Origin of the sequence: Leifsonia sp. NPDC058292 (assembly GCF_042880955.1) — a bacterium.
Classification (GTDB): domain Bacteria; phylum Actinomycetota; class Actinomycetes; order Actinomycetales; family Microbacteriaceae; genus Leifsonia.
In genome coordinates this window covers 46230-67005 of sequence record NZ_JBHVYL010000021.1, presented here as the reverse complement: position 1 = coordinate 67005, position 20776 = coordinate 46230, and the positions used below count along the sequence as shown (strand labels likewise).

The 20776-nt window shown below is 68.4% G+C and carries 18 protein-coding genes; 7 read left to right on the top strand and 11 right to left on the bottom strand.

Annotated features, from left to right (window positions below; genetic code table 11):
• Positions 1-34: 34 nt before the first annotated feature.
• The 3 genes from ACFVWR_RS12690 to treS are packed head-to-tail and all read right to left on the bottom strand — an operon-like array spanning position 35 to position 2840.
• Positions 35-352, bottom strand: coding sequence for a DUF4190 domain-containing protein (locus ACFVWR_RS12690; RefSeq protein ID WP_387212311.1), 318 nt, complete (start codon positions 350-352; stop codon positions 35-37).
• A gap of 52 nt (positions 353-404) precedes the next feature.
• Positions 405-1091, bottom strand: coding sequence for a 3'-5' exonuclease (locus ACFVWR_RS12685; protein WP_387212308.1), 687 nt, complete (start codon positions 1089-1091; stop codon positions 405-407).
• A 39-nt stretch (positions 1092-1130) separates the two neighbouring features.
• A complete protein-coding gene (gene treS / locus ACFVWR_RS12680) occupies positions 1131-2840 on the bottom strand; it encodes a maltose alpha-D-glucosyltransferase (protein WP_387212305.1) in 1710 nt (569 codons plus the stop codon).
• A 135-nt stretch (positions 2841-2975) separates the two neighbouring features.
• Here treS and ACFVWR_RS12675 point away from each other — a divergent pair, with 135 nt between their 5' ends.
• Together ACFVWR_RS12675 and ACFVWR_RS12670 are read left to right on the top strand one after the other, a co-directional pair.
• Positions 2976-3902 (top strand): alpha/beta fold hydrolase, encoded by a 927-nt coding sequence (locus tag ACFVWR_RS12675; protein ID WP_387212302.1) that lies wholly within the window; start codon positions 2976-2978, stop codon positions 3900-3902.
• A complete protein-coding gene (locus ACFVWR_RS12670) occupies positions 3899-4990 on the top strand; it encodes a glycosyltransferase family 4 protein (RefSeq protein ID WP_387212299.1) in 1092 nt (363 codons plus the stop codon). The genes ACFVWR_RS12675 and ACFVWR_RS12670 overlap by 4 nt, the downstream gene beginning before the upstream one ends.
• Before the next feature lie 39 nt (positions 4991-5029).
• Here the strand turns inward: ACFVWR_RS12670 and ACFVWR_RS12665 are convergent, their stop codons facing one another.
• Both ACFVWR_RS12665 and ACFVWR_RS12660 read right to left on the bottom strand, forming a co-directional pair.
• Positions 5030-5629 (bottom strand): histidine phosphatase family protein, encoded by a 600-nt coding sequence (locus ACFVWR_RS12665; RefSeq protein ID WP_387212296.1) that lies wholly within the window; start codon positions 5627-5629, stop codon positions 5030-5032.
• Between the two features lie 32 nt (positions 5630-5661).
• A complete protein-coding gene (locus tag ACFVWR_RS12660) occupies positions 5662-6510 on the bottom strand; it encodes a Sir2 family NAD-dependent protein deacetylase (RefSeq protein ID WP_387212293.1) in 849 nt (282 codons plus the stop codon).
• Between the two features lie 138 nt (positions 6511-6648).
• Between ACFVWR_RS12660 and ACFVWR_RS12655 the strand changes: the two genes are divergently transcribed.
• Positions 6649-7473, top strand: a complete 825-nt coding sequence (locus tag ACFVWR_RS12655; protein WP_387212291.1) for a TrmH family RNA methyltransferase — start codon at positions 6649-6651, stop codon at positions 7471-7473.
• A 19-nt stretch (positions 7474-7492) separates the two neighbouring features.
• Entirely contained in the window at positions 7493-8737 is a 1245-nt protein-coding gene (locus ACFVWR_RS12650) for a D-alanyl-D-alanine carboxypeptidase family protein (protein ID WP_387212288.1), read from the top strand.
• A 132-nt stretch (positions 8738-8869) separates the two neighbouring features.
• Here the strand turns inward: ACFVWR_RS12650 and ACFVWR_RS12645 are convergent, their stop codons facing one another.
• Positions 8870-9661 (bottom strand): SGNH/GDSL hydrolase family protein, encoded by a 792-nt coding sequence (locus tag ACFVWR_RS12645; protein ID WP_387212285.1) that lies wholly within the window; start codon positions 9659-9661, stop codon positions 8870-8872.
• 156 nt (positions 9662-9817) lie between these two features.
• Here ACFVWR_RS12645 and ACFVWR_RS12640 point away from each other — a divergent pair, with 156 nt between their 5' ends.
• Complete coding sequence (locus ACFVWR_RS12640) at positions 9818-11629, top strand: DEAD/DEAH box helicase (RefSeq protein WP_387212317.1); 1812 nt, start codon at positions 9818-9820, stop codon at positions 11627-11629.
• A gap of 63 nt (positions 11630-11692) precedes the next feature.
• On the opposite strand, the gene gdhA is transcribed toward ACFVWR_RS12640, so the two are convergent.
• Positions 11693-13057 carry an NADP-specific glutamate dehydrogenase gene (gene gdhA, locus ACFVWR_RS12635; protein ID WP_387212282.1) on the bottom strand — a complete coding sequence of 455 codons (1365 nt, stop codon included), beginning with the start codon at positions 13055-13057 and terminating at the stop codon, positions 11693-11695.
• Between the two features lie 92 nt (positions 13058-13149).
• Here gdhA and ACFVWR_RS12630 point away from each other — a divergent pair, with 92 nt between their 5' ends.
• Both ACFVWR_RS12630 and ACFVWR_RS12625 read left to right on the top strand, forming a co-directional pair.
• Positions 13150-13878, top strand: coding sequence for a VIT family protein (locus ACFVWR_RS12630; protein ID WP_387212279.1), 729 nt, complete (start codon positions 13150-13152; stop codon positions 13876-13878).
• Between the two features lie 11 nt (positions 13879-13889).
• Positions 13890-14669 (top strand): AMP nucleosidase, encoded by a 780-nt coding sequence (locus ACFVWR_RS12625; protein WP_387212276.1) that lies wholly within the window; start codon positions 13890-13892, stop codon positions 14667-14669.
• A gap of 8 nt (positions 14670-14677) precedes the next feature.
• Here ACFVWR_RS12625 and ACFVWR_RS12620 read toward each other — a convergent pair whose 3' ends face one another.
• From ACFVWR_RS12620 to ACFVWR_RS12605, 4 genes are all read right to left on the bottom strand, one after another.
• The gene (locus tag ACFVWR_RS12620; protein WP_387212273.1) at positions 14678-18091 is read right to left on the bottom strand and encodes an error-prone DNA polymerase; all 3414 of its coding nucleotides are present in this window, start codon (positions 18089-18091) and stop codon (positions 14678-14680) included.
• 50 nt (positions 18092-18141) lie between these two features.
• On the bottom strand, positions 18142-19692 hold the full coding sequence (locus ACFVWR_RS12615) for a DNA polymerase Y family protein (protein WP_387212270.1): 1551 nt from the start codon (positions 19690-19692) through the stop codon (positions 18142-18144).
• The gene (locus tag ACFVWR_RS12610) at positions 19693-20397 is read right to left on the bottom strand and encodes a hypothetical protein (protein WP_387212267.1); all 705 of its coding nucleotides are present in this window, start codon (positions 20395-20397) and stop codon (positions 19693-19695) included.
• A gap of 132 nt (positions 20398-20529) precedes the next feature.
• On the bottom strand, positions 20530-20733 hold the full coding sequence (locus tag ACFVWR_RS12605; protein WP_223690547.1) for a cold-shock protein: 204 nt from the start codon (positions 20731-20733) through the stop codon (positions 20530-20532).
• Positions 20734-20776 lie beyond the last annotated feature (43 nt).

The window sequence follows — 20776 nt, the reverse complement described above, 5'->3', positions numbered from 1 at the left end:
GCCACACGGCGGGGCCCCTCTTCGTTGCGTGAGGTCAGTTGGTGGAGTAGGTGCTGGCAGCGCCGATGGCGATGGCGATGAAGACGATCGCGAGGATGACGCCGATCACGATTTCCACGAAGCCGATGATGATGGCGGCGATGGCGAGGCCGCGCCCTTGCTCGCCGGTGCGCTTGATCTGCGACAGTGCGACGAAGCCGAGGATGATGCCCACGAGAGAGACGAAGAAGGCCAGGATGAACGCCACGATCGACATGGTGTTGTAGCCGGACTGCGGTGCGGGGGAGTAGGAGGTCTGCTCGCCGTACTGCGGCGAAGAAGCGGGCTGCTGAGGAATGTCGGGGTTGCTCATGGCGCCGACTCTATCGGCACAGCAAGCTCCAAGGGAAGGGACGTCGGGCGTCTCAGCGCACGGGCCACAGCCCGGACGTGGTGAAGGAGGGGTCACGCTCGCGTCGCATGTAGTCCTGGAAGTCCTCGGCCTGCTGCCGGCACCACGCGACCTGCAGGCTGTGCAGTTCGGCCGCCGAGAGGGCGAGCGCCTCCGTGTGCGCCCGGGCGAGCGCCTGAGCCACCCGGCCGGCCGCGATGGCGTCGGCGCCGGCGTCGTGCGCTTCAGTGAGGTCGACGCCGTAGAACAGGGCGGTCATCTGCAGCGTGCGCTTGCCGCGGCGGTACTTGTCGACGGCCTTGTCGATGACGAGAGGGTCGATGATCGGGCCGGGCGTTTCGAGCGGGCGCACCCCGTGGCGGAGGGCTTCGCGGTGCAGCAGCGTGAAGTCGTACGGCGCGTTGTACGCGACCACCGGAGTGCCGCGGGCGAACAGGATGCCCAGCTCACCGACGATCTCGGCGATGGCCTGGGCGGCCGGCATGCCTACGGCGCGCGCGTGCTCGGTCGTGATGCCGTGCACGGCGGTCGCGCCGGCCGGGATCTCGACACCGGGATCGACGAGCCAGTCACGACGCTCGACGACCACGCCGTGCTCGTCGAGCCGGCCGACATGCGCCGAGACCACGCGAGAGCTCTCCACGTCGACACCGGTCGTCTCGAGATCGAAAACGCCCAATTCGTGGTGCCAGTTGCTCATGCCCTCAGGCTAAGCGGCACTACCGTCACCGCTGAGGATTCAGTCCCGGCGCGGCTCGATGTGCAGCCAGTAGAAGTTCTGCGTGCCGAGGGTGAGTGTGAACCGGCCGTCGTCGGCCACGGTGGGGAACTCGCCGCCGCCGAACATGTCGTAGAGCGTGCTTCCGGCGAACTCGGCCGCCTCGAGGCTGACCGAGACCGGGTTGTGCGCGAACGAGAACACGCACAGCACGTCTTCCGGCTGGTCACCGAAGTGGGTGCCGCTTCCTTCGTAGGAGCGCACGAACGCGAGCACCGACTCGTGATTGGTCTGCAGCACGCGGATGGTGCCCAGCCCGAATACGGGATGCGCCTTGCGCACGTGGATGACGTTGCGGATCCAGTGCAGCAGCGACCGGGACTGCGCGAGCTGCGCTTCGACGTTCACCTGGTTGTAGTGGTAGACGAGCGACTGCACCACCGGCAGGAACAGCTTGCCGGGGTCGGCCGTCGAGAACCCGGCGTTGCGGTCGGGCGTCCACTGCATCGGCGTGCGCGAACTGTCGCGGTCGGGCAGCCAGATGTTGTCGCCCATCCCGATCTCGTCGCCGTAGTAGAGGAAGGGGCTGCCCGGCAGGGAGAACAGCAGGGCGTGGGCGAGCTCGAGCTCCGCGCGGGAGTTGTCGAGCAGGGGCGCGAGGCGTCGCCGGATGCCGATGTTGGCGCGCATCCGCGGGTCGTAGGCGTACCAGCCGTACATCGCCTGGCGGTACTCCTCGCTCACCATCTCGAGTGTGAGCTCGTCGTGGTTGCGCAGGAACACGCCCCAGCCGGCGCCGTCGGGGATGTCGGTGGTCTCCGAGAGCACGCGCACGAGCTCACCGGCCTGCTGCGACCGCAGCGAGTAGAAGATGCGCGGCATCACGGGGAAGTCGAACGCCATGTGGCACTCGGGCTCGTCTTCGGTGCCGAAGAACGCGGCGACCTCGCGCGGCCACTGGTTCGCCTCGGCGACCATGACGCGCCCCGGGTAGTCGCGGTCGACCATCTCGCGCAGCTTCTTGATGAAGTCGTGCGTCTTGGGCTCGCCCTCGCCGTTGCCCTCGTCGGACTCGTAGAGATAGGGGATCGCATCCAGCCGGAAACCGTCGACACCCAGGTCGAGCCAGTACCGCACGATGTCGAACATCGCCTCGTGCACAGCCGGGTTCTCGAAGTTGAGATCGGGCTGGTGGGAGAAGAAGCGGTGGAAGTAGAACTGCCGGCGGGCCTCGTCGAACGCCCAGTTCGAGTCTTCGGTATCGACGAAGATGATGCGGATGTCCGGCCACTTCTCGTCGTCGTCGTTCCACACGTAGAAGTCGCCGTAGGGGCCTTCGGGGTCGGAGCGCGACTGCTGGAACCACTCGTGCTGGTCGGAGGTGTGGTTCATCGGCAGGTCGATGATCACGCGCATGTTGCGCTCGTGCGCCTTGGTGACCAGATCTTTGAACTCGTCGATCGTGCCGAACTCCGGCAGGATCGCGCGGAAGTCGGAGACGTCGTATCCGCCGTCGCGCAACGGGGACTGGAAGAACGGCGGCAGCCAGAGCGCGTCGATGCCGAGCCACTGCAGGTAGTCGAGTTTGGAGGTGAGTCCCTGGAGGTCGCCCGAGCCGTCGCCGTTGCTGTCGACGAACGAACGCACCATCACTTCGTAGAACACCGAACGGCGATACCACTGAGGGTCGAGGGTGAGCCCGGGAAGCGTGATCGGTGCGGTGAAACTCACGGTTCTCCTTCTGGCGCGATGGCCGGGTGCAAGCGGTTACAACCAGACGAGTCTAGGTGCACGCGCGGGTGGGCTGTCCAGTCCTTGGAGCACTTTGCCGGGACTGTACACCCGCGCTGCCTAAACTGGTCTGCGATGACCACCTCCACACGGTACGCCGCATCCCCTTACGCCGACGCGCTCGGCCGCATTCCCGTGCGCACCGGGGAGCTCGCCGTGCTCGGCGGCCTGACCCGGTTCTGGGACTATGGGGATCCGCTGGCCGACACGACGATCGTTCTCGTCCACGGTTTTCGCGGCGACCACCACGGCCTCGAGCCGGTCGTCGCCAACCTGCAGGGCGTGCGGCTGATCTCGCCCGACCTCCCCGGTTTCGGGGAGTCGGATCCGCTCGGCGAGGTCTCGCACGACATCGTCGGCTATGCGGCGTGGCTGCGCGGATTCGTGCGCGAGCTCCGGATCGAGGGCCGGTTCGTCATCCTCGGGCACTCGTTCGGCTCGATCGTCGTCTCCGCCGCGCTGGCGGAGCGGGATGCGGCCGACGCGCTTCATCCGTCGGCGGTCGTGCTGGTGAACCCGATCGGGCAGCCCGCCCTCCAAGGGCCGCGTGGGGCGCTCACCCGGCTGGCGATCTTCTATTACTGGCTGTCCGCCGTGCTGCCCGAGCGCCTGGGCTTCTGGCTGCTCCGCAACGGGCTGATCGTGCGCGTCATGAGCATCGCCATGGCGAAGACGAAGCGCAAGAGCCTGCGACGGTGGATCCACGACCAGCACGACCGCTACTTCAGCGCCTTCAGCGACCGCGGCGTCGTGCTGGAGGCGTTCCGCGCATCCGTCTCGCACGATGTCAGCGAGTACGCGGCGCGCATCCCCGAACCGACCCTGCTCGTGGCGGCCGAGAAAGACGACATCACGCCGGTCTCGGCGCAGCACCGGCTGCAGACGCTGTTTCCGGATGCACGGCTCGTCGTCATCCCGGAGGTCGGACACCTCATCCACTACGAGACGCCCGGCCAGGCGGCCGACGCCATCGAACGATTTCTCGCGGAGGACGCCCGGTGAAGATCCTGTTCGACTGCCGGTACACGCGGATCGGGCGTCACGACGGGATCAGCCGCTACACGGCGGGCCTGGTCGGGGCGCTCGCCAAGCGGCACGCGGTGACCATGCTGATCAGCGATCACGCCCAGCTGGACATGCTGCCCGACCTGCCTTGGGAGCTGATCGGCTCGCCGACGTCAGCCGGTGAGCCGTGGGTCGCGCGCCAGGTCAACAAGCTGAATCCTGATGTCGTCTTCACCCCCATGCAGACGATGGGCGGGTGGGGGCGCAAGTACCGTCTGGTGCTGACAGTGCACGACCTCATCTATTACCGGCATCCGACGCCGCCGCGCGACCTGCCGGCGCCCATCCGGCTGCTGTGGCGGCTCTACCACCTCTCCTGGTGGCCTCAGCGGATGCTGCTGAACCGTTCGGACGCGGTCGTCACCGTATCGAAGACCACCAAGGCGCTGATCAGCGAGCACAAGCTGACGAAACGGCCGGTGCACGTCGTTCCGAACGCCGCCGACATGCCCGCCATCGACCCGGCGCGGGCGGCGCGAACCGAGCCGGAGAGCAAGCGCCTGGTCTACATGGGCTCCTTCATGCCGTACAAGAACGTTGAGACGCTGGTGCGCGCGGCCGCGCTGCTTCCCGACTACGAGCTGCACCTGATGAGCCGGGTGACCGACGCCCAGCGCGAGCGGCTCACCGGCATCGCCCCGGATGCGCGGATCGTCTTCCACAACGGCGCCAGTGACGAGGAGTACGCGGAGACGCTGGCGGCCGCGACGGCCCTCGTCACCGCATCCCGCGACGAAGGCTTCGGCATTCCCCTCGTCGAGTCGATGACGCTCGGCACACCCGTCGTCGTCAGCGACATCCCCATCTTCCGCGAGATCGGGGGCGACGCGGCGCTCTATTTCCCGGCGGACGACGCGGGAGGGCTTGCCGAACACATCCGTCGCCTCGAGCAGCCGGGGGAGTGGGCGTCGCGGTCGGTCGCCGGCCGACACGAGGCCGAGCGGTTCACCTGGGACGCGTCGGCGGAGCACCTGCTGACGGTTCTGACCGCCGCTGTGGCACGCGCCAAGCGGCGACTGGACTAGCGACGCCTCGACCCGCGCGGCTGGGCCGCCGCGTGGTCGTCAGATCACCGACGCGGTGAACAGGTCGCGGTCTTCGGGGGTGACGTTGAAGCGGTCGAGTGTGAGTCGGCCGTCTTCGTAGACGAATTCGTGCACCGACCCGTTCGGGATGACCTCGCCGGGACCGGGCATCGCGTGATCGGTGACATGTCGCGCGAGCGCCCCGATCACGCCGCCGTGACTCACGACCACGATCGACTCGCCGGGATGCTTCTCTCCCAGCTCCATGAGAGCGGGCAGCGCGCGCGCCACCACGGCGTCTCGGGTCTCGCGACCGGGAACCGGGGTTCCTTCCGGCCACCGGGCCAGGATCTCCGCGCCGGTGAGCCCTTCGGCTTCCCCGTACCGGCGTTCGGCGACCTCGGGCAACGGGAGCGGCGCGTCGAGGCCCGTGTGCGAGGCGATGATCTCCGCCGTCTCGGTGGCGCGGCCGAGTGGGCTCGCGTAGATCGCGTCGTAGCTGCCGCCCGCCATCGCCAACGCGGTCGCCTCGGCCTGTGCGCGACCGGTGTCGTTCAGTGGGATGTCGCTCGAGCCTTGGATGCGCTTGGCGAGATTCCAGTCGGTCTGACCGTGCCGAACGAGGGAGATTCTGGTCACGCGCGTCCTTTCGTCGAGAGGACGCGCGAAGGTCAGCTGAGGCGCCGGGCGAGCTCGACGAGGGTCTCCGTGGTCCCGCCGTCCAGCTTAATGGCTGCGCGGCCGTCGCCCTTCGTCGCACCCCTGTTGACGATGACGATCGGCAACCGGCGTCGCCGTGCCTCCTCCAGCAGACGGATGCCGGAGTTGACAACCAGCGACGAGCCGGCCACGAGCAACGCATCCGCGGACCGCACCAGGGCGCTCGCCTCGCGGTACTTCTCGGCCGGGATGAACTCGCCGAAGAACACGACGTCGGGCTTGAGGCGGCCGCCGCAGACGGTGCAGTTCGGCACGACGAACGCGTCGATGTCGGTGACGATCGCGTCGCCGTCGGGCGCGATCTCGACGGCTCCGGCGGCGTCGAGCCACGGGTTGGCGGCCTCGATGCGCGCCGAGACGCTCTCGCGGGCGAACACCTGCCCACACGTCAAGCAGAGCACCCTGTCCATCGCTCCGTGGAGATCCACGACTTTGCGAGACCCTGCCTGCTTGTGGAGACCGTCGACGTTCTGGGTGATGACGCCGTTCGTCGCGCCGGACTTCTCCAGTTCGGCGAGCGCGAAATGCCCCCGGTTCGGAGCAGCGGCCGCGAAGCGGCGGTAGCCCAGGTGGCTGCCGGCCCAATAGCGCTTGCTGAACGAGTCGGCCGAAAGGAACTGCTGAAAAGTCATCGGGTTGCGTTTCGGAGCACCCGCGCCGCGATAGTCGGGGATGCCCGAATCGGTGCTGATGCCGGCGCCCGTGAGCACGGCGAAGCGGCGGCCGGTGAGCAGCGCGGTGGCCTCGTCGAGCCCGCGTTCGAGCTCGGGGTCGAGCTCCGTCGGCGTGGTCTCAGCCATCACAGTCATCGAAACCTCCAGCTCCTGCTTGCCATGAGTCTAAACACCGCAGTTTTCGGAAATGTTTCCGGCTACTGGCAATCTGTAAGCGAACACCTCCTGTAGGCGAACACCTTCGACAGAAAGGCGGCGCGTTCCTTGCGCATCCTCCGCATCACCGACCTGAGCGACGACGGGCTCGCCGACTATTCGCGGCTGACGGATGTGGCCCTCCGCCGCGTCAGCGAACCCGCCGGCGGTCTCTACATCGCCGAATCGACGAAGGTGATCACCCGGGCACTGGCAGCGGGCCACATCCCGCGCTCCGTGCTGCTGCAGGAGCAGTGGCTGCCGGGCGTGGAGCCGCTGCTCGCCGACCATCCCGACGTGCCGGTCTACGTCGGCGACAGCGCCGTGCTGGAAGAGCTCACCGGCTATCATCTGCATCGCGGCGCCCTGGCCGCCATGCACCGTCCCCAGCTGCCCGACCCGCGCGAGCTGCTGGCCGACGCGAGGCGCGTCGTCGTGCTCGAAGACATCGTCGACCACACGAATGTCGGAGCGATCTTCCGCAGTGTGGCCGGACTGGGCGCGGATGCGGTGCTCATCAGCCCGCGCTGCGCCGACCCGCTGTACCGGCGCAGCGTGCGCGTCAGCATGGGCACGGTGCTGCAGGTGCCGTGGACGCGCATCCCGGAGTGGGATGTCGCCGCGCCGATCCTGCACGATGCAGGCTTCGAGATCGCGGCGCTCGCGCTGGCCGACGACGCGGTCACCCTCGACGACTTCGCCGCCGACCAGCCGGAGCGCATCGCCCTGGTGCTCGGCTCGGAGGGTGACGGCCTGAGCCGGCGTGCCCTCGCCGCGGCCGACACGGTCGTGACGATCCCGATGCTGCACGGGGTCGACTCGCTGAACGTCGCCTCGGCGAGTGCGGTGGCGCTGTGGGCGTTGCGGGCGCGTTCTCAGGCATCCCCTCGGTAGGTCCGCATAGAATTTGCGGGTGCTCGACCAACCCCGCAGACTGACCCGCCAACAGGTGTACCGCCGCCGACGGATCGTGGTCTTCGGCATCATCGGGGTGTTCCTCGTCGGCATCATGTACATCGGCGGCTCGCTGTTCGCGCCTCTGCCGGCCAGCGCCGCCGTGACCGAACACCAGACGACGATCGCGCAGACGAAGGCCGCGCTCCAGTTCCCCGGGTTCGGCGCGAGCGGCATCACCGCCCCCGACTATCCGGGCGCCACGCAGTACAACGGCTCCGACGCCAGCATGCCCATGGCCAGCGTCACGAAGACCGTGACGGCCCTGGTCGTGCTGGACAAGAAGCCGCTGAAGTCCGGCGAAGACGGCCCCACCATCAAGTTCACGCAAGACGACGTGGACATCTGGAACGATGTGATCGCCGCCGGCGGTTCGTGGGCTCCGGTCGAGGCGGGTTCGTCGATGACAGAGAAGCAGGCGCTCGAAGCGATGCTGCTGCCGTCGGCGAACAACTACGCGATCTCATTGGCCAAGTGGTCGTACGGCTCGACGGATGCGTTCGTCAAAGCCGCGAACTCGTGGCTCGCCGCACACAAGTTCACCGGAACGAAGCTCGACAGCCCCGATGGCCTGTCACCGAACAGCGTCAGCACCACCAAGGATCTGATCGGCATCGGCAAGCTCGCGCTGGCCGATCCCGTGCTGTCGACGATCGTGACGCAGAAGTCAGTCACCCTCCCTGGAGCGGGCAAGCAGGACAACACCAACACGCTGCTCGGCGTCGACGGCATCGACGGCATCAAGACCGGAAACACCGACCAGGCGGGAAACTGCCTCCTGTTCTCCGCGCAGCTCACCGTCGGGCAGAGCAGAGTGCGAGTGATCGGCGTCGTGCTGGGCGCTCCGACCCACGACGATCTCTGGGCGTCGGTGAAGACGTTGCTCGTGAGCATGAAAGTCGGATTCCACGAGGTGGACGCCTCGACGGTCGGCCAGACGTACGGAACCTACACGACCGCCTGGGGCGCCAAGTCATCGCTCGTCGCCACGTCGACGAAGATGTTCGTCGTGTGGTCAGACACGCCGATCGAGGTGTCGTTACAGACCCGTCCGCTGCAGTCGGGCGCGAAAGGCGAGGTCGTCGGCGAGGTGACGTTCACGCTGAACGGCAAGACGCAGACCGCTCAGCTCGCGCTGAACACGGCGTTGCCTGATCCGGGCCCGTGGTGGCGGCTTGCGCATCCGGGCGGCATCGGAGCCTGAGCCGCAGAGCCGGTTGATCGCCTGTTCGGATGCCGGAGAATCCGCGCGACACGCCGCGCAAAAGTCCGGCACGACGGAACTTCGCCGGCCTCGACCGAGAAACTCCGGCTCGCCGGATGCCGCGCCTGGCGGTCAGTCGTCGGCGGGGTGGGTGTAAGGGATGGCTTCGGGACGCTTGGGGAGCACGTGGTCGCCCGACGACTGGTGGCGGATGCGGCGGACCACCCAGGGCACCAGGTATTCGCGAGCCCAGGAGAGGTCTTCGGAGCGGGCACGACGCCAGGTGCGGGGTGGCAGGGGCTCGGGTTCGAGGGGCTGCAGGTCGTTCTTCACGTTCAGCGCGGCGAGCACCATGCGGGCGACGGTGTGGTGGCCGAGCGGGGCGAGGTGGAGGCGGTCGGGGGCCCACATCCGGGAGTCCTGGATCTCGCCGAGAGACCACTGGTCGGCCACGATGCAGTCGTGTCTCGCGGCGACAGCGCGCACGTTCTCGTTGTAGATGGCGACCTTGCCCCGGATGCCGCGGAACACCGGCGAGAATCCGACGTCGACACCGGTGAACACCACGATCGTGGCGCCCTCGGTGCTGAGCCTGTTCACCGCCTGGTCGAACAGGGCGGCGATCTGGTCGGGGTCGGTTCCCGGGCGGATCACGTCGTTGCCGCCGGCCGAGATGGTGATGAGGTCGGGCCGAAGAGCGAGGGCCGGCTCCACCTGCTCGTCGAGGATCTGTTTGATGAGCTTTCCGCGCACGGCGAGGTTGGCGTAGGCGAAGTCGTTCGTCTGGCTGCCGAGAACCTCGGCGACCCGGTCGGCCCAGCCGCGGTGGCCGCCGGGGCTGCGGGGCTCAGGATCCCCGATCCCTTCGGTGAAAGAGTCGCCCAGGGCGACATAGCGGGACCAGGGATGCTGTGCTTCGGCCATTGCTCCATTCTGCACCTGGCTGCCGTGCGGCACGCCCGGGGAGCGCGACGGGTCGGCGACTGTCAGCAGCAGAAGGTAAATTCGGTTCAAGTGGAAACGCCGAACTCGACCCCTGTCCCGGAGCTGGAACCCGACATCATCCGGGAGCCCTCCGGTGTGCCGGAGACCCCGCAGACAGCGAGCGAGACCGAGAGGCACGGCGGCACGTTCGCGGCCGAGCATCTCTCGCCGTCCTTCCCCGAGCGAGCGGCCTGGGGCACTGCCGACAAACTGCGTGCGTGGCAGGCGGAGGCGCTCGACACCTACTTCGAGACCGAGCCGCGCGACTTCCTCGCTGCCGCGACGCCGGGCGCCGGAAAGACCACGTTCGCCCTCCGGCTGGCGACGGAGCTGTTGCGAAACCGCACGGTCGAGCGCGTGACGGTCGTCGCACCCACCGAGCACCTGAAGCGCCAGTGGGCGGAAGCCGCCGAACGAGTCGGTCTCCATCTCGACCCGGAGTTCAAGAACTCCGACGGCCGGTACGCGCGCCACTTCAAGGGTGTTGCGATCACCTATGCACAGGTCGCCATGCGGCCGAGTCTGCACAAAGACATCACCGAGAACTACAAGACGCTCGTCATCCTCGACGAGGTGCATCACGGCGGTGACGCTCTCAGCTGGGGCGACGGCATCCGGGAGGCGTTCGAGCGGGCGACCAGGCGGCTCTCTCTGACCGGTACGCCGTTCCGCTCCGACACGGCGCCCATCCCGTTCGTGTCGTATCTGCCCGACAAGAGCGGCATCCGCACGTCGCTCACCGACTACAACTACGGCTACGGCCGAGCACTGGCAGACGGTGTCGTGCGGCCCGTGATCTTTCTCGTCTACGCCGGTCACATGCGCTGGCGCACCAAGACCGGAGACGAGATGGAGGCGCGGCTCGGCGAAGGCAACACCAAAGACATCACCTCGCAGGCGTGGCGAACGGCGCTCGACCCGCGCGGCGAATGGATCCCGTCGGTGCTGTCGGCCGCCGACCGCCGCCTCACCGAGGTGCGCAACTCGATTCCGGATGCGGGCGGTCTGGTGATCGCGACCGACCACTACGCGGCCCGCGCCTACGCCGACCTCCTTCAGCAGATCTCGGGGGAGCCCGTCACCGTCGTGCTCTCCGACGAGAAGGAGGCGAGCGACAGGATCGCCGAGTTCTCTCGGGGGACATCCCGCTGGATGGTGGCCGTGCGAATGGTGTCCGAGGGTGTCGACGTGCCGAGACTCGCGGTCGGCGTGTACGCGACGAGCGCCTCGACGCCGCTGTTCTTCGCCCAGGCGATCGGCCGATTCGTGCGGGCGCGCCGTCGCGGCGAGACGGCATCCGTCTTCCTGCCGAACGTTCCGGCGCTGATGGCTCTTGCGAACGCCCTCGAACTCGAACGCGACCACGCCCTCGACAGGCCGACCGACGAGAACGCGGAAGGCGACTTCTTCAATCCGGAAGACGCCATGATGGCCGAGGCGAACCGCCAGGAGCGCGGCTCGGACGCGTTGACGGAGGAGTTCGCCTACGAAGCGCTCGGATCGGAGGCCAACTTCGACCGTGTGCTGTACGACGGCCAGGAGTTCGGCAGCTTCGCCGTTCCGGGAAGCGACGAGGAGCACGACTTCATCGGGCTGCCGGGCATCCTCGAACCGGAGCAGGTGCACGAGCTGCTGCAGCAGCGGCAGCAACGGCAAGCGAGGAGAACCGCCTCCCGACCGGCGAACGCCGACGGGCATCCTCCCGCGCCCCTCTACCGAAACCTCAAGGAACAGCGGAGCCTGCTGAACAGCCTCGTCGGCCTGTACGCCAAGAACACCGGGGAGCCGCACGGCCTCGTGCATGCCGAGCTCAGGCGAGCGTGCGGCGGCCCGGCCGTTGCGCAGGCGTCGGTGACGCAGCTGCAGGCCCGCATCGACTTTCTGCGCAAACGGCTCGGACGCGCTTGACGCCATTCGCTTGACGCCTGACGGCAGACGCCCCGAGCGCCGCACATCCGGCCGTGAGCCGGTTCAGATGACGCCGAGGGCGAGCATGGCGTCGGCGACCCGGACGAAGCCGGTGATGTTCGCGCCGAGCACGTAGTCTCCTGGCGCCCCGTACTCCTCGGCGGTCTCCGCGCACCTGTCGTGGATGCCGGTCATGATCTCCGCCAGCCGCATCTCTGCGTAGTCGAACGTCCAGGTGTCGCGCGAGGCGTTCTGCTGCATCTCCAGCGCCGAGGTCGCCACACCGCCCGCGTTCGCCGCCTTGCCCGGCGCGAACAGCACGCCGGCCTCGGTGAGGATGCGCACCGCATCCGGTGTCGATGGCATGTTGGCGCCTTCGACGACCGCGAGCACGCCGTTGCGGGCCAGAGTCGCGGCAGCGTCGCCGTCGAGCTCGTTCTGCGTGGCGCACGGGATGGCGACATCGATCGTCGTCTCGGCGGCGAGCGCCCAGATGTCGCCGCCGGCGCGGTAGACGGATGCGTCGCCGCGGAGTGCGGCGTAGTCGCTGAGCCGCCCGCGATCGCGTTCCTTCACCCGCCTGAGCAGCTCGACGTCGAGCCCGTTCTCGTCGTAGACGACGCCGGAGGAGTCGGAACAGGCGACCACGGTTCCACCGAGCTGCTGCACCTTCTGGATCGCGTAGATCGCCACGTTGCCCGAGCCGGAGACCAGGACGCGGGCCCCGTCGAACGACCGGCCGCGCGTCGCAAGCATGCGGTCGGCGAACACGACCGCGCCGAACCCGGTGGCCTCCGTCCGCACCAGCGAGCCGCCCCAGCCGATGCCCTTGCCCGTGAGTACCCCGGACTCGTAGCGGTTGGTGATGCGCTTGTACTGCCCGAAGAGGTATCCGATCTCTCGGCCGCCGACTCCGATGTCGCCCGCGGGCACATCCGTGTACTCGCCGATGTGGCGGTAGAGCTCCGTCATGAACGACTGGCAGAAGCGCATGACCTCGGCATCCGACTTGCCCTTCGGATCGAAGTCGCTTCCGCCCTTGCCGCCGCCGATGGGGAGCCCGGTGAGAGCGTTCTTGAAGATCTGCTCGAAGCCCAGAAACTTCACCGTGCCCAGCGTGACGGTGGGGTGAAAGCGGAGACCGCCCTTGTACGGACCGAGCGCGGAGTTGAACTCGACGCGGAAACCTCGGTTGATCTGCACGCGTCCACGATCGTCGGTCCACGGAACCCGGAAGATGATCTGCCGTTCGGGTTCGCTCAGCCTTTCGAGCACGGCGGCCTCGGCGTACCGGGGATGCGCGGCGATCACCGGGCCGAGGGAGTCGAACACTTCGCGCGCCGCCTGGTGGAACTCCGGTTCGCCGGCGTTGCGCCGAAGAACCTCTTCGAGAATGGGGGACAGCGTGGAGGAGAGAGTGCTGGACAAACGGGGCCTTTCCGGGGGATCAGGTGTGACGGCGCCGAGGCGCAACTTCCTGAGCTTACTCTCAGAGAACCGTCGCGCCCTAGGCTGGTGCCATGGCTGAGAGCGCACGCCCCGATCCCCATCCTGGAGAGCCGCACCGTAATGGACTGTCCCAGCGGCTCAACTGGCTGCGAGCGGGAGTGCTCGGCGCCAACGACGGCATCGTGTCGGTCGCGGCCGTGGCGGTCGGCGTTGCCGGTGCGACGGGAGACATCGCGCCCATCCTCACCGCGGGTCTCGCCGCCCTCGTCGGTGGAGCGATCTCGATGGCGCTCGGCGAGTACGTCTCCGTCAGCAGCCAGCGCGACAGCGAGCGCGCCCTGATCGCGAAGGAGCGGCGGGAACTCGCGGAGACACCCGAACAAGAACTCGACGAATTGACCGGGCTCTACGAGGCGCAGGGCCTGCGGCCGGAGACGGCCCGGCAGGTCGCGATCGAACTCACCGAGCACGATGTGCTCGCCGCGCATCTGTCGGCCGAACTGGGCATCGACGCCGACGATGTCGTCAGCCCGTGGCACGCGGCCCTCGCTTCGGCGGTGGCGTTCACGATCGGCGGCATCCTTCCCCTGATCCCGATGCTGCTGCTCCCCGAGGCTGCCCGCGTTCCGGTGACGTTCGTCGTCGTGCTCGTGGCGCTGGCGATCACCGGATGGGTGGCGGCCCTCATCGGCGGCAGCGCGCGTCTTCGGGCGACGGTGCGGGTCGTCGTCGGCGGTGCGCTGGCCCTGGTGGCGACGTTCGCGATCGGATCTCTGCTCGGAACGACCGGCGTGGTGTGAGAGGACGACTGATGAAAGAGAAGAAGGAGATCGTCGCCAACTGGTTGCCCCGCTACACCGGGACGCCGTTGGAAGAGTTCGGCGAGCACATCCTGCTGACCAACTTCGGCGACTATGTCGCCCGGTTCGCGAAAGACAACGACGTTCCGGTGCGCGGAACCGACCGGGCGATGCCCAACGCGACCGCCGACGGCATCACGATGATCAACTTCGGGATGGGCAGCCCGAACGCGGCGACGATCATGGATCTGCTGACGGCCGTGAGCCCGAAGGAGGTGCTCTTTCTCGGCAAATGCGGCGGGGTCAAGAAGAAGAACGCCATCGGCGACCTGCTGCTGCCCATCGCGGCCATCCGCGGCGAAGGCACCTCCAACGACTACCTGCCTCCGGAGGTGCCTGCGCTGCCGGCGTTCCAGTTGCAGCGCGGTGTCTCCACGACCATCCGGGATCTCGGCTACGACTACTGGACGGGAACGGTGTACACCACGAACCGCCGGGTGTGGGAGCACGACGACACGTTCAAGACCTACCTGAAGCGCACGCGCTGCATGGCCGTCGACATGGAGACGGCCACGATCTTCGCGGCCGGGTTCGCCAACCGCATCCCCTCGGGTGCGCTGCTGCTCGTCTCCGATCAGCCGATGGTTCCCGAAGGCGTGAAAACGGCGGAGAGCGACCTGGGCGTGACGACGCAGTTCGTCGACAGGCACATCCAGATCGGGGTGGAGGCGCTCAAACTGGTGCGCCGCAACGGACGCAGCGTTCGACACCTGCGTTTCGAGGATGCGTAGCCCGCGATTCAGTGGAAGTCGCGCGACGTCGTGCGCATCCCGACCGACAGCGGCTCCAGCCTGTCGGCGATCACATTGACCACACCCTCCTCGCTGCGCTCCAACATTCCCCGGATGACCATGGCCGGCGCCTCCCTGGCGACGCGGCGGTAGCGGTTCCAGACCCCCACCGGGCAGATCACGTTGATCAGCCCTGTCTCGTCTTCGAGGTTGAGGAAGGTGACCCCGGCGGCTGTCGCCGGCCGCTGCCGGTGGGTGACGACGCCGCCCACCTCGATGCGGCGGCCCGACTCGGCCGCCGCCAACTGATCGGCCCGGTAGACGCCGCGACGGTGCAACTGGGGTCGGAGGAACCGGATGGGGTGGTCGTCGGTCGAGACGCCGGTGGCCCAGAGGTCGCTCGCGAGCTGTTCGGCGGGGGTGAGCATCGGCAGCAGCGGTGGCTGCACCGAGATCGTGGTTCCGGCGAGGTACTCGGCCTTCTCTTGGGCTGCGTTGCCGGCCTCCCAGATCGCTTGGCGGCGGCTCAGATCGAAGCACTCGAAGGCGCCGGCGGAGGCGAGCGCCTCCAGCTGGGCGACGTTCAGCCCCACTCGCCGGGAGAGGTCGCCCAGGCTCCGATAGTCGCCACCCCGCTCCCGTTCGGCGACGATGCGTTCCGCCAGCTTCTCGCCGATCGAGGTGACCCCGGCGAGGCCGAGCCGCACGGCGTGGCCCGCGTCGCGACGGTGGCTCTCGTAGTCGAGCGCGACCTCGCGGCGGTACGGCCCGATCACCGGCTGCTCGGTCGCCAGACACGCGTCCATGCCGGTGGGCCCCGGATGCGCGTCGTCGATCGCTTCGAGCACCGGGAACACGTTCGAGCGCTGGATGTCGGGGCGCTGCACCACCACTCCGTGGCGCCGCGCATCCGCCGTCAGGGTGCGTGGCGAATAGAAGCCCATCGGCTGCGCGCGCAGCAGGGCGGCGAGGAAGGCTCCCGGATAGTGCAGCTTCATCCAGGAGCTCACGTAGACCAGCAGGGCGAAACTGATCGCGTGGCTCTCGGCGAACCCGAAGTTCGCGAAGGCCTCGATCTTGGAGTAGATAGCGTCGGCGTCGTCACCGGTGATGCCGTTGCCCGCCATCCCCTCGTAGAGCTTGTCGCGCAGGGTGCCGATCTTCTCCTGACCGCGCTTGGAGCCCATCGCCCGGCGCAGTAGATCGGCGTCTTCCGCCGTGCAGTCACCGACCGCCACGGCCATCTGCATGAGCTGCTCCTGGAACAGCGGAACCCCCATCGTGCGCTCCAGCACCGGTTCGAGCGAGGGATGCAGGTAGGTCACCTCCTCCTGGCCGAGCTTGCGCCGAATGTACGGATGCACGGCCCCGCCCTGGATCGGACCGGGCCGGATGAGCGCGATCTCGATCACGAGGTCGTAGAACGTTCGCGGTTGCAGCCGCGGCAGGGTGCCGATCTGCGCCCTGCTCTCCACCTGGAACACCCCGATCGAGTCGGCGCGGCAGAGCATGTCGTACACGCCCTGCTCCTCTTTGGGGATGCTGTCGAGCGTCCACTCCTCACCGAGCGATGTGGCTATGGTCTTCATCGAGTAGTCGAGAGCGCTGAGCATCCCGAGGCCGAGCAGGTCGAACTTCACCAAGCCCATCCAGGCACAGTCGTCTTTGTCCCACTGCAGCACCGTGCGGTTCTCCATGCGGGCGGGCTCGATCGGGCACACCTCGCCGACAGGGCGGTCGGTGAGCACCATGCCGCCGGAGTGGATGCCCAGGTGTCTCGGAAACTTGAGCACCTGCTGTGCCAGGTCGACCACCGCATCCGGGATGTCGTGGTCGGCCGTGGCCTGCACCGACCCCCACGAGTCGATCTGCTTCGACCAGCCGTCTTGCTGCCCCGGGCTATGGCCGAGCGCCTTCGCCATGTCGCGCACGGCGTTCTTGGGGCGGTAGGTGATGACGTTCGCCACCTGCGCGGCGTTCAGCCTGCCGTATTTGCGGTAGACGTACTGGATGACCTCTTCGCGCCGGTCGGAGTCGAAGTCGACGTCGATGTCGGGCTCCTCCTCGCGCATGCTGGAGAGGAACCGTTCGAACGGCAGGTTGTATTTGATGGAGTCGACGGCGGTGATGCCGAGCAGGTAGCAGACCGCCGAGTTCGCCGCCGAACCGCGGCCCTGGCAGAGGATGCCCTGCTCACGCGCGTACTTCACGATGTCGTAGACGATGAGGAAGTAACCGGGGAAGTTCTTCGCCTCGATCACGTTCAGCTCGCGTTCGATGCGTTCCCGCTTCTCGGCGCTCTTCGTGCTGTGCGGGTCGCGTTCGAGGTCGGGGTAGCGCTCGGCGGCGCCGCGCCAGGTCAGCTCACGCAACCAGCTCATCGGGGTGTGACCGGGCGGAACCTCCTGTTTCGGCAGGTTGGGCCGGGCGCTGCGCAGGCGGAAGGAGAGGTCGTCGGCGACCTCGACGGTGCGTTCGACCGCTCCGGGGTAGCGGGCGAAGCGGGCGGCCATCTCCCGGCCGCTTCGCAGGTGCGCCGAGTCTGAGGCCGGTAGCCAGCCGTCCATCTCGTCGAGGCTCCGCCGGGCGCGCACGGCCGAGAGCGCCGAGGCGAGCGGGTATTGGGCGGGGGATGCGAAGTGCACGTTGTTCGTCGCGATCACGGGCATCCCGAGGCGCCCGGCGATGCGGGCGAGGGTGTCGTTGTCGGTGCTGTCGTGCGGGTTGCCGTGGTCGATCAACTCGACGAGCACGTTCTCCCGGCCGAACCGGTCGGCGAGGCGGGCGACCTCCCGCTCGGCCGCGGCTTCTCCTCCCCGGGCGAGCGCCAGGCGCACATCGCCTTTGCGGCATCCTGTGAGGATCGTCCAGGCTCCGTCCGCTCGCCGGGCCAGGTCGTCGAGGTCGTAGACCGGTTTGCCCTTCTCTTCGCCGGCCAGTTGCGCGGCGGTGAGGGCGGCGGCCAGCCGGTGGTATCCCTCCTGCTGCCGGGCGAGCACCACGAGATGGCTGCCCTCCGGGTCGGCTTCGCCGTTCTGCGGTTTACTGAGCTGCAGCGAGAGCTCCGCCCCGAAGACCGTCTTCACCCTGTCGTAGGCCTCCGCGGCCTCGGCGAGGTGCACGACCCCGTAGAAGCCGTCGTGGTCGGTCATCGCCAGGGCGTGCAGCCGCAGGCGCGTCGCCTCCTCGAGCAGTTCCTCCGGCGAGCTCGCGCCGTCGAGAAAGCTGAAGTTGGAGTGCGCATGCAGCTCGGCGTAAGGCACCTGCCCGGTCCCCGGCTCCTCCGGAGGCAGTGCGACGGGGGTGTACTTGGCGCGTTTGCGCGACGACGGCCGTTCGTCGGCGGGCGCGCTCGTGCGCCGCGCCCCGGACAGGCGCCGCTCGAACTCGGCCCACGGGATGGGCGGGTTATTCCACCCCATCGGAACCCCTCACTGGGAAGGGGACGATGGCACCGGCAGCCGCAACGGGCTCAGTCATAGCGTGCCTCCGAGCGCCATCCGGCACCGTCGAGCACCAGCAGCCAGGCGGTGCCGTCGGCGTCGACCACCTGGAAGCGGTGCACTGTGCGGGCGAGGTCGGCATCCCACCACCTCTCGCGGACGCGCCAGGGACCGGCCCAGGCTGTGACCTCGCGACTGTCTTTCGCAACGCCGGTGGGGGAGAACCGGTGGATGGGGGCGGTGACCGCGCCCCGATCATCCACCGCCACGGGCTCGCCGTCGGCCCCGAGCACGAGCACGGGGTGCGGCGCCTCGAACACTGTCGCAGGAGCAGGAGCGGGAAGACTCCCCGGCCACGGCTGCTCCGCCCGGGCGACGCCCACCGCCCTGTCGCCCCAGGGCACCAGCACCTGCCGCTCGGCGAGCGCCCGCCCACCGCCGATGCTGGCAGTGAGCACGGCATCGTGCCCGAGCATGCTCTGCACGCGGGAGAGCCCGTGATGGATGCGCTCGTCGGCGCCACCGCCCCACAGCCCGTCTTCGTGGTGGCCGATGTCGTCGACGGCTTCAGGGGCCACCAGCACGCGCACGATGGGGGAGCCGAGCCCGCTGTCGATCGCCCCGCTGCCCTGCAGCTGCCAGCGCACCCTGTCGACGACATCGGGGGCGGAGAACAGGCGGGGATGCAGCCAGGTGCGTTCGCTCATCCGCCCGAGCTCGTCGGTCACCTCGATGCGCAGGGAGGTGCAGACCAGCCCTGCCTTGGTGAGCCCCGCGATGAATGTCTCCGCCGTGGCGCGGAACGCGAACGTCACCTGGTCGACCCGGTCGAGCGGCGGCTCGAACTCGATCACCCTGTCGAGCTGCTTGGGCGGTGTGCGGGGCACCACCGCCGCGCCGTCGAGCCCGCTCGCCAGGGTGTGGCAGTGGGCGCCGAGCTCTCCGAACCTCTCGCGCACGTCGGTGCGGTCGAGGGCGGCCAGGTCGCCCAGCCGGTGGATGCCGAGCCGGTGGAACAGCGGGGTCAGCTCTTCCCGGCCGAGCAGGGCGACAGGAAGCGGGGCCAGGAAGGCCGGGGAGTCGCCCGGCGGGATGATGCGCACCCGGTCGACCCCGGTGCCCCGAGCCGCCTGCTCGGCGGCGAACGGTCCGTCGGCGATGCCCACGCGTGCATCCGGGATGCCCAAACCCTCGAGGCACCGCAGGAGTTCGGCGGCGGCCCTGTCTTCGCCCCCGTAATAGCGGGCAGGCCCTCGGGCGCGCAGCACGAAGGTGCCCGGGCGCACCGGCTGCACGCCCGGGGTGATCTCTTCGACGACGGCCAGAACGGGTTCGAACGCGCGGGCGTCTTGCACCGGGTCGTACGGCAGCACCTGCAACCGGGTGCACCGGGACTGCGCCTCGCGGATGCGCAGCCCGCGCTTGACTCCTTCTGCCCGGGCGGCCGCCGAGCAGGCGAACACGAGGTTGCGGTCGACGAGGGCGATCGGCGCGTCGGCGGCAAGCTCGAGGGCGCGGATGGTGGCGATGACGGGCCAGTCGGGGCACCACAGCACGATGGCGCGGGTGACGGCGGGCACTCAGATCACGGCCTCGAGTCGCGAGCCCCGCTCGCCGGCCGGCGCCGCGCTGAAGCCCTCGTTCAGGTCGGGCAGCCAGAGGTCGGCCCTGCGGCGGCTTCCTGCTCCGCCGCGCGCCGCTGCCTCGACGGTGACGCGCCGGGAGGAGAGATAGCCCGTGCCTTCGCCCAAGCCGTCCCAGCCGCTGCGGGAAACGGTGAGCGTCGCCTCGACCTGCGGCCAGTCGCCGACCACGATGAGAGTGGCCTCGCGCTGGCGCAACCGGGCGGTGAGACGCGCGACATCGCCGTCTCTGGCCCGGGATGGGGGAGCGACGACCACGACGCTCAGCACGTCGACGATCGCGGCCGTGACGGTGAGCCACTGGTCTCCCGGATGCGGCACCAGCACCAGCCGTTCCAGATCGATGCCGAACCGGCCGGCCGCCTCGGCGCCGAAGTCGGGCATCCCGAGCACCCCGCACCAGGCGCCGGCGGCCGATGGACCGGCCAGCAGCGCCATGACGAGGGTCGTCGACCCGAGCACCGAATACGCTGCTCCCGCTTTCAGCGAGCCGCCGGGCAGCAGGGAGGCGAGGGCAGGATGCGTCTCCAGCCGCCTGCTCTCCAGCTTGGTGGCCTGCATCTGACGGATGCGCGACTGCAGCTCGTGCACCTGCGCCCGGTCGGGTGCCGGGGAGGCTAGAGCTGCAGCTGTCGTGAACACTCTTCCAGTTTCGAACATATGTTCGAAGAGTGCAAATGAAATCTCGCCCGGGCGTGGCACGGGGTCGCACGGGGTGAGGCAAAAGAAAAAAGGGGCCGGACCCGAAGGTCCGACCCCTTTTCTGAGCTCTGACTAGAGCGGACGGATGTTCTCCGCCTGCAGACCCTTCGGGCCCTGAGTCACCTCGAACTCGACCTTCTGGTTCTCCTCCAACGAGCGGTAGCCGCCGGTGGTGATCGCCGAGTAGTGAGCGAAAACGTCAGCGCCGCCGTCGTCGGGAGCGATGAAGCCGAAGCCCTTTTCAGCGTTGAACCATTTGACCGTACCTGTTGCCATGTCTCCTCCAGGAGCGAATTGTCGACTCCGAACGTCGGAGCCT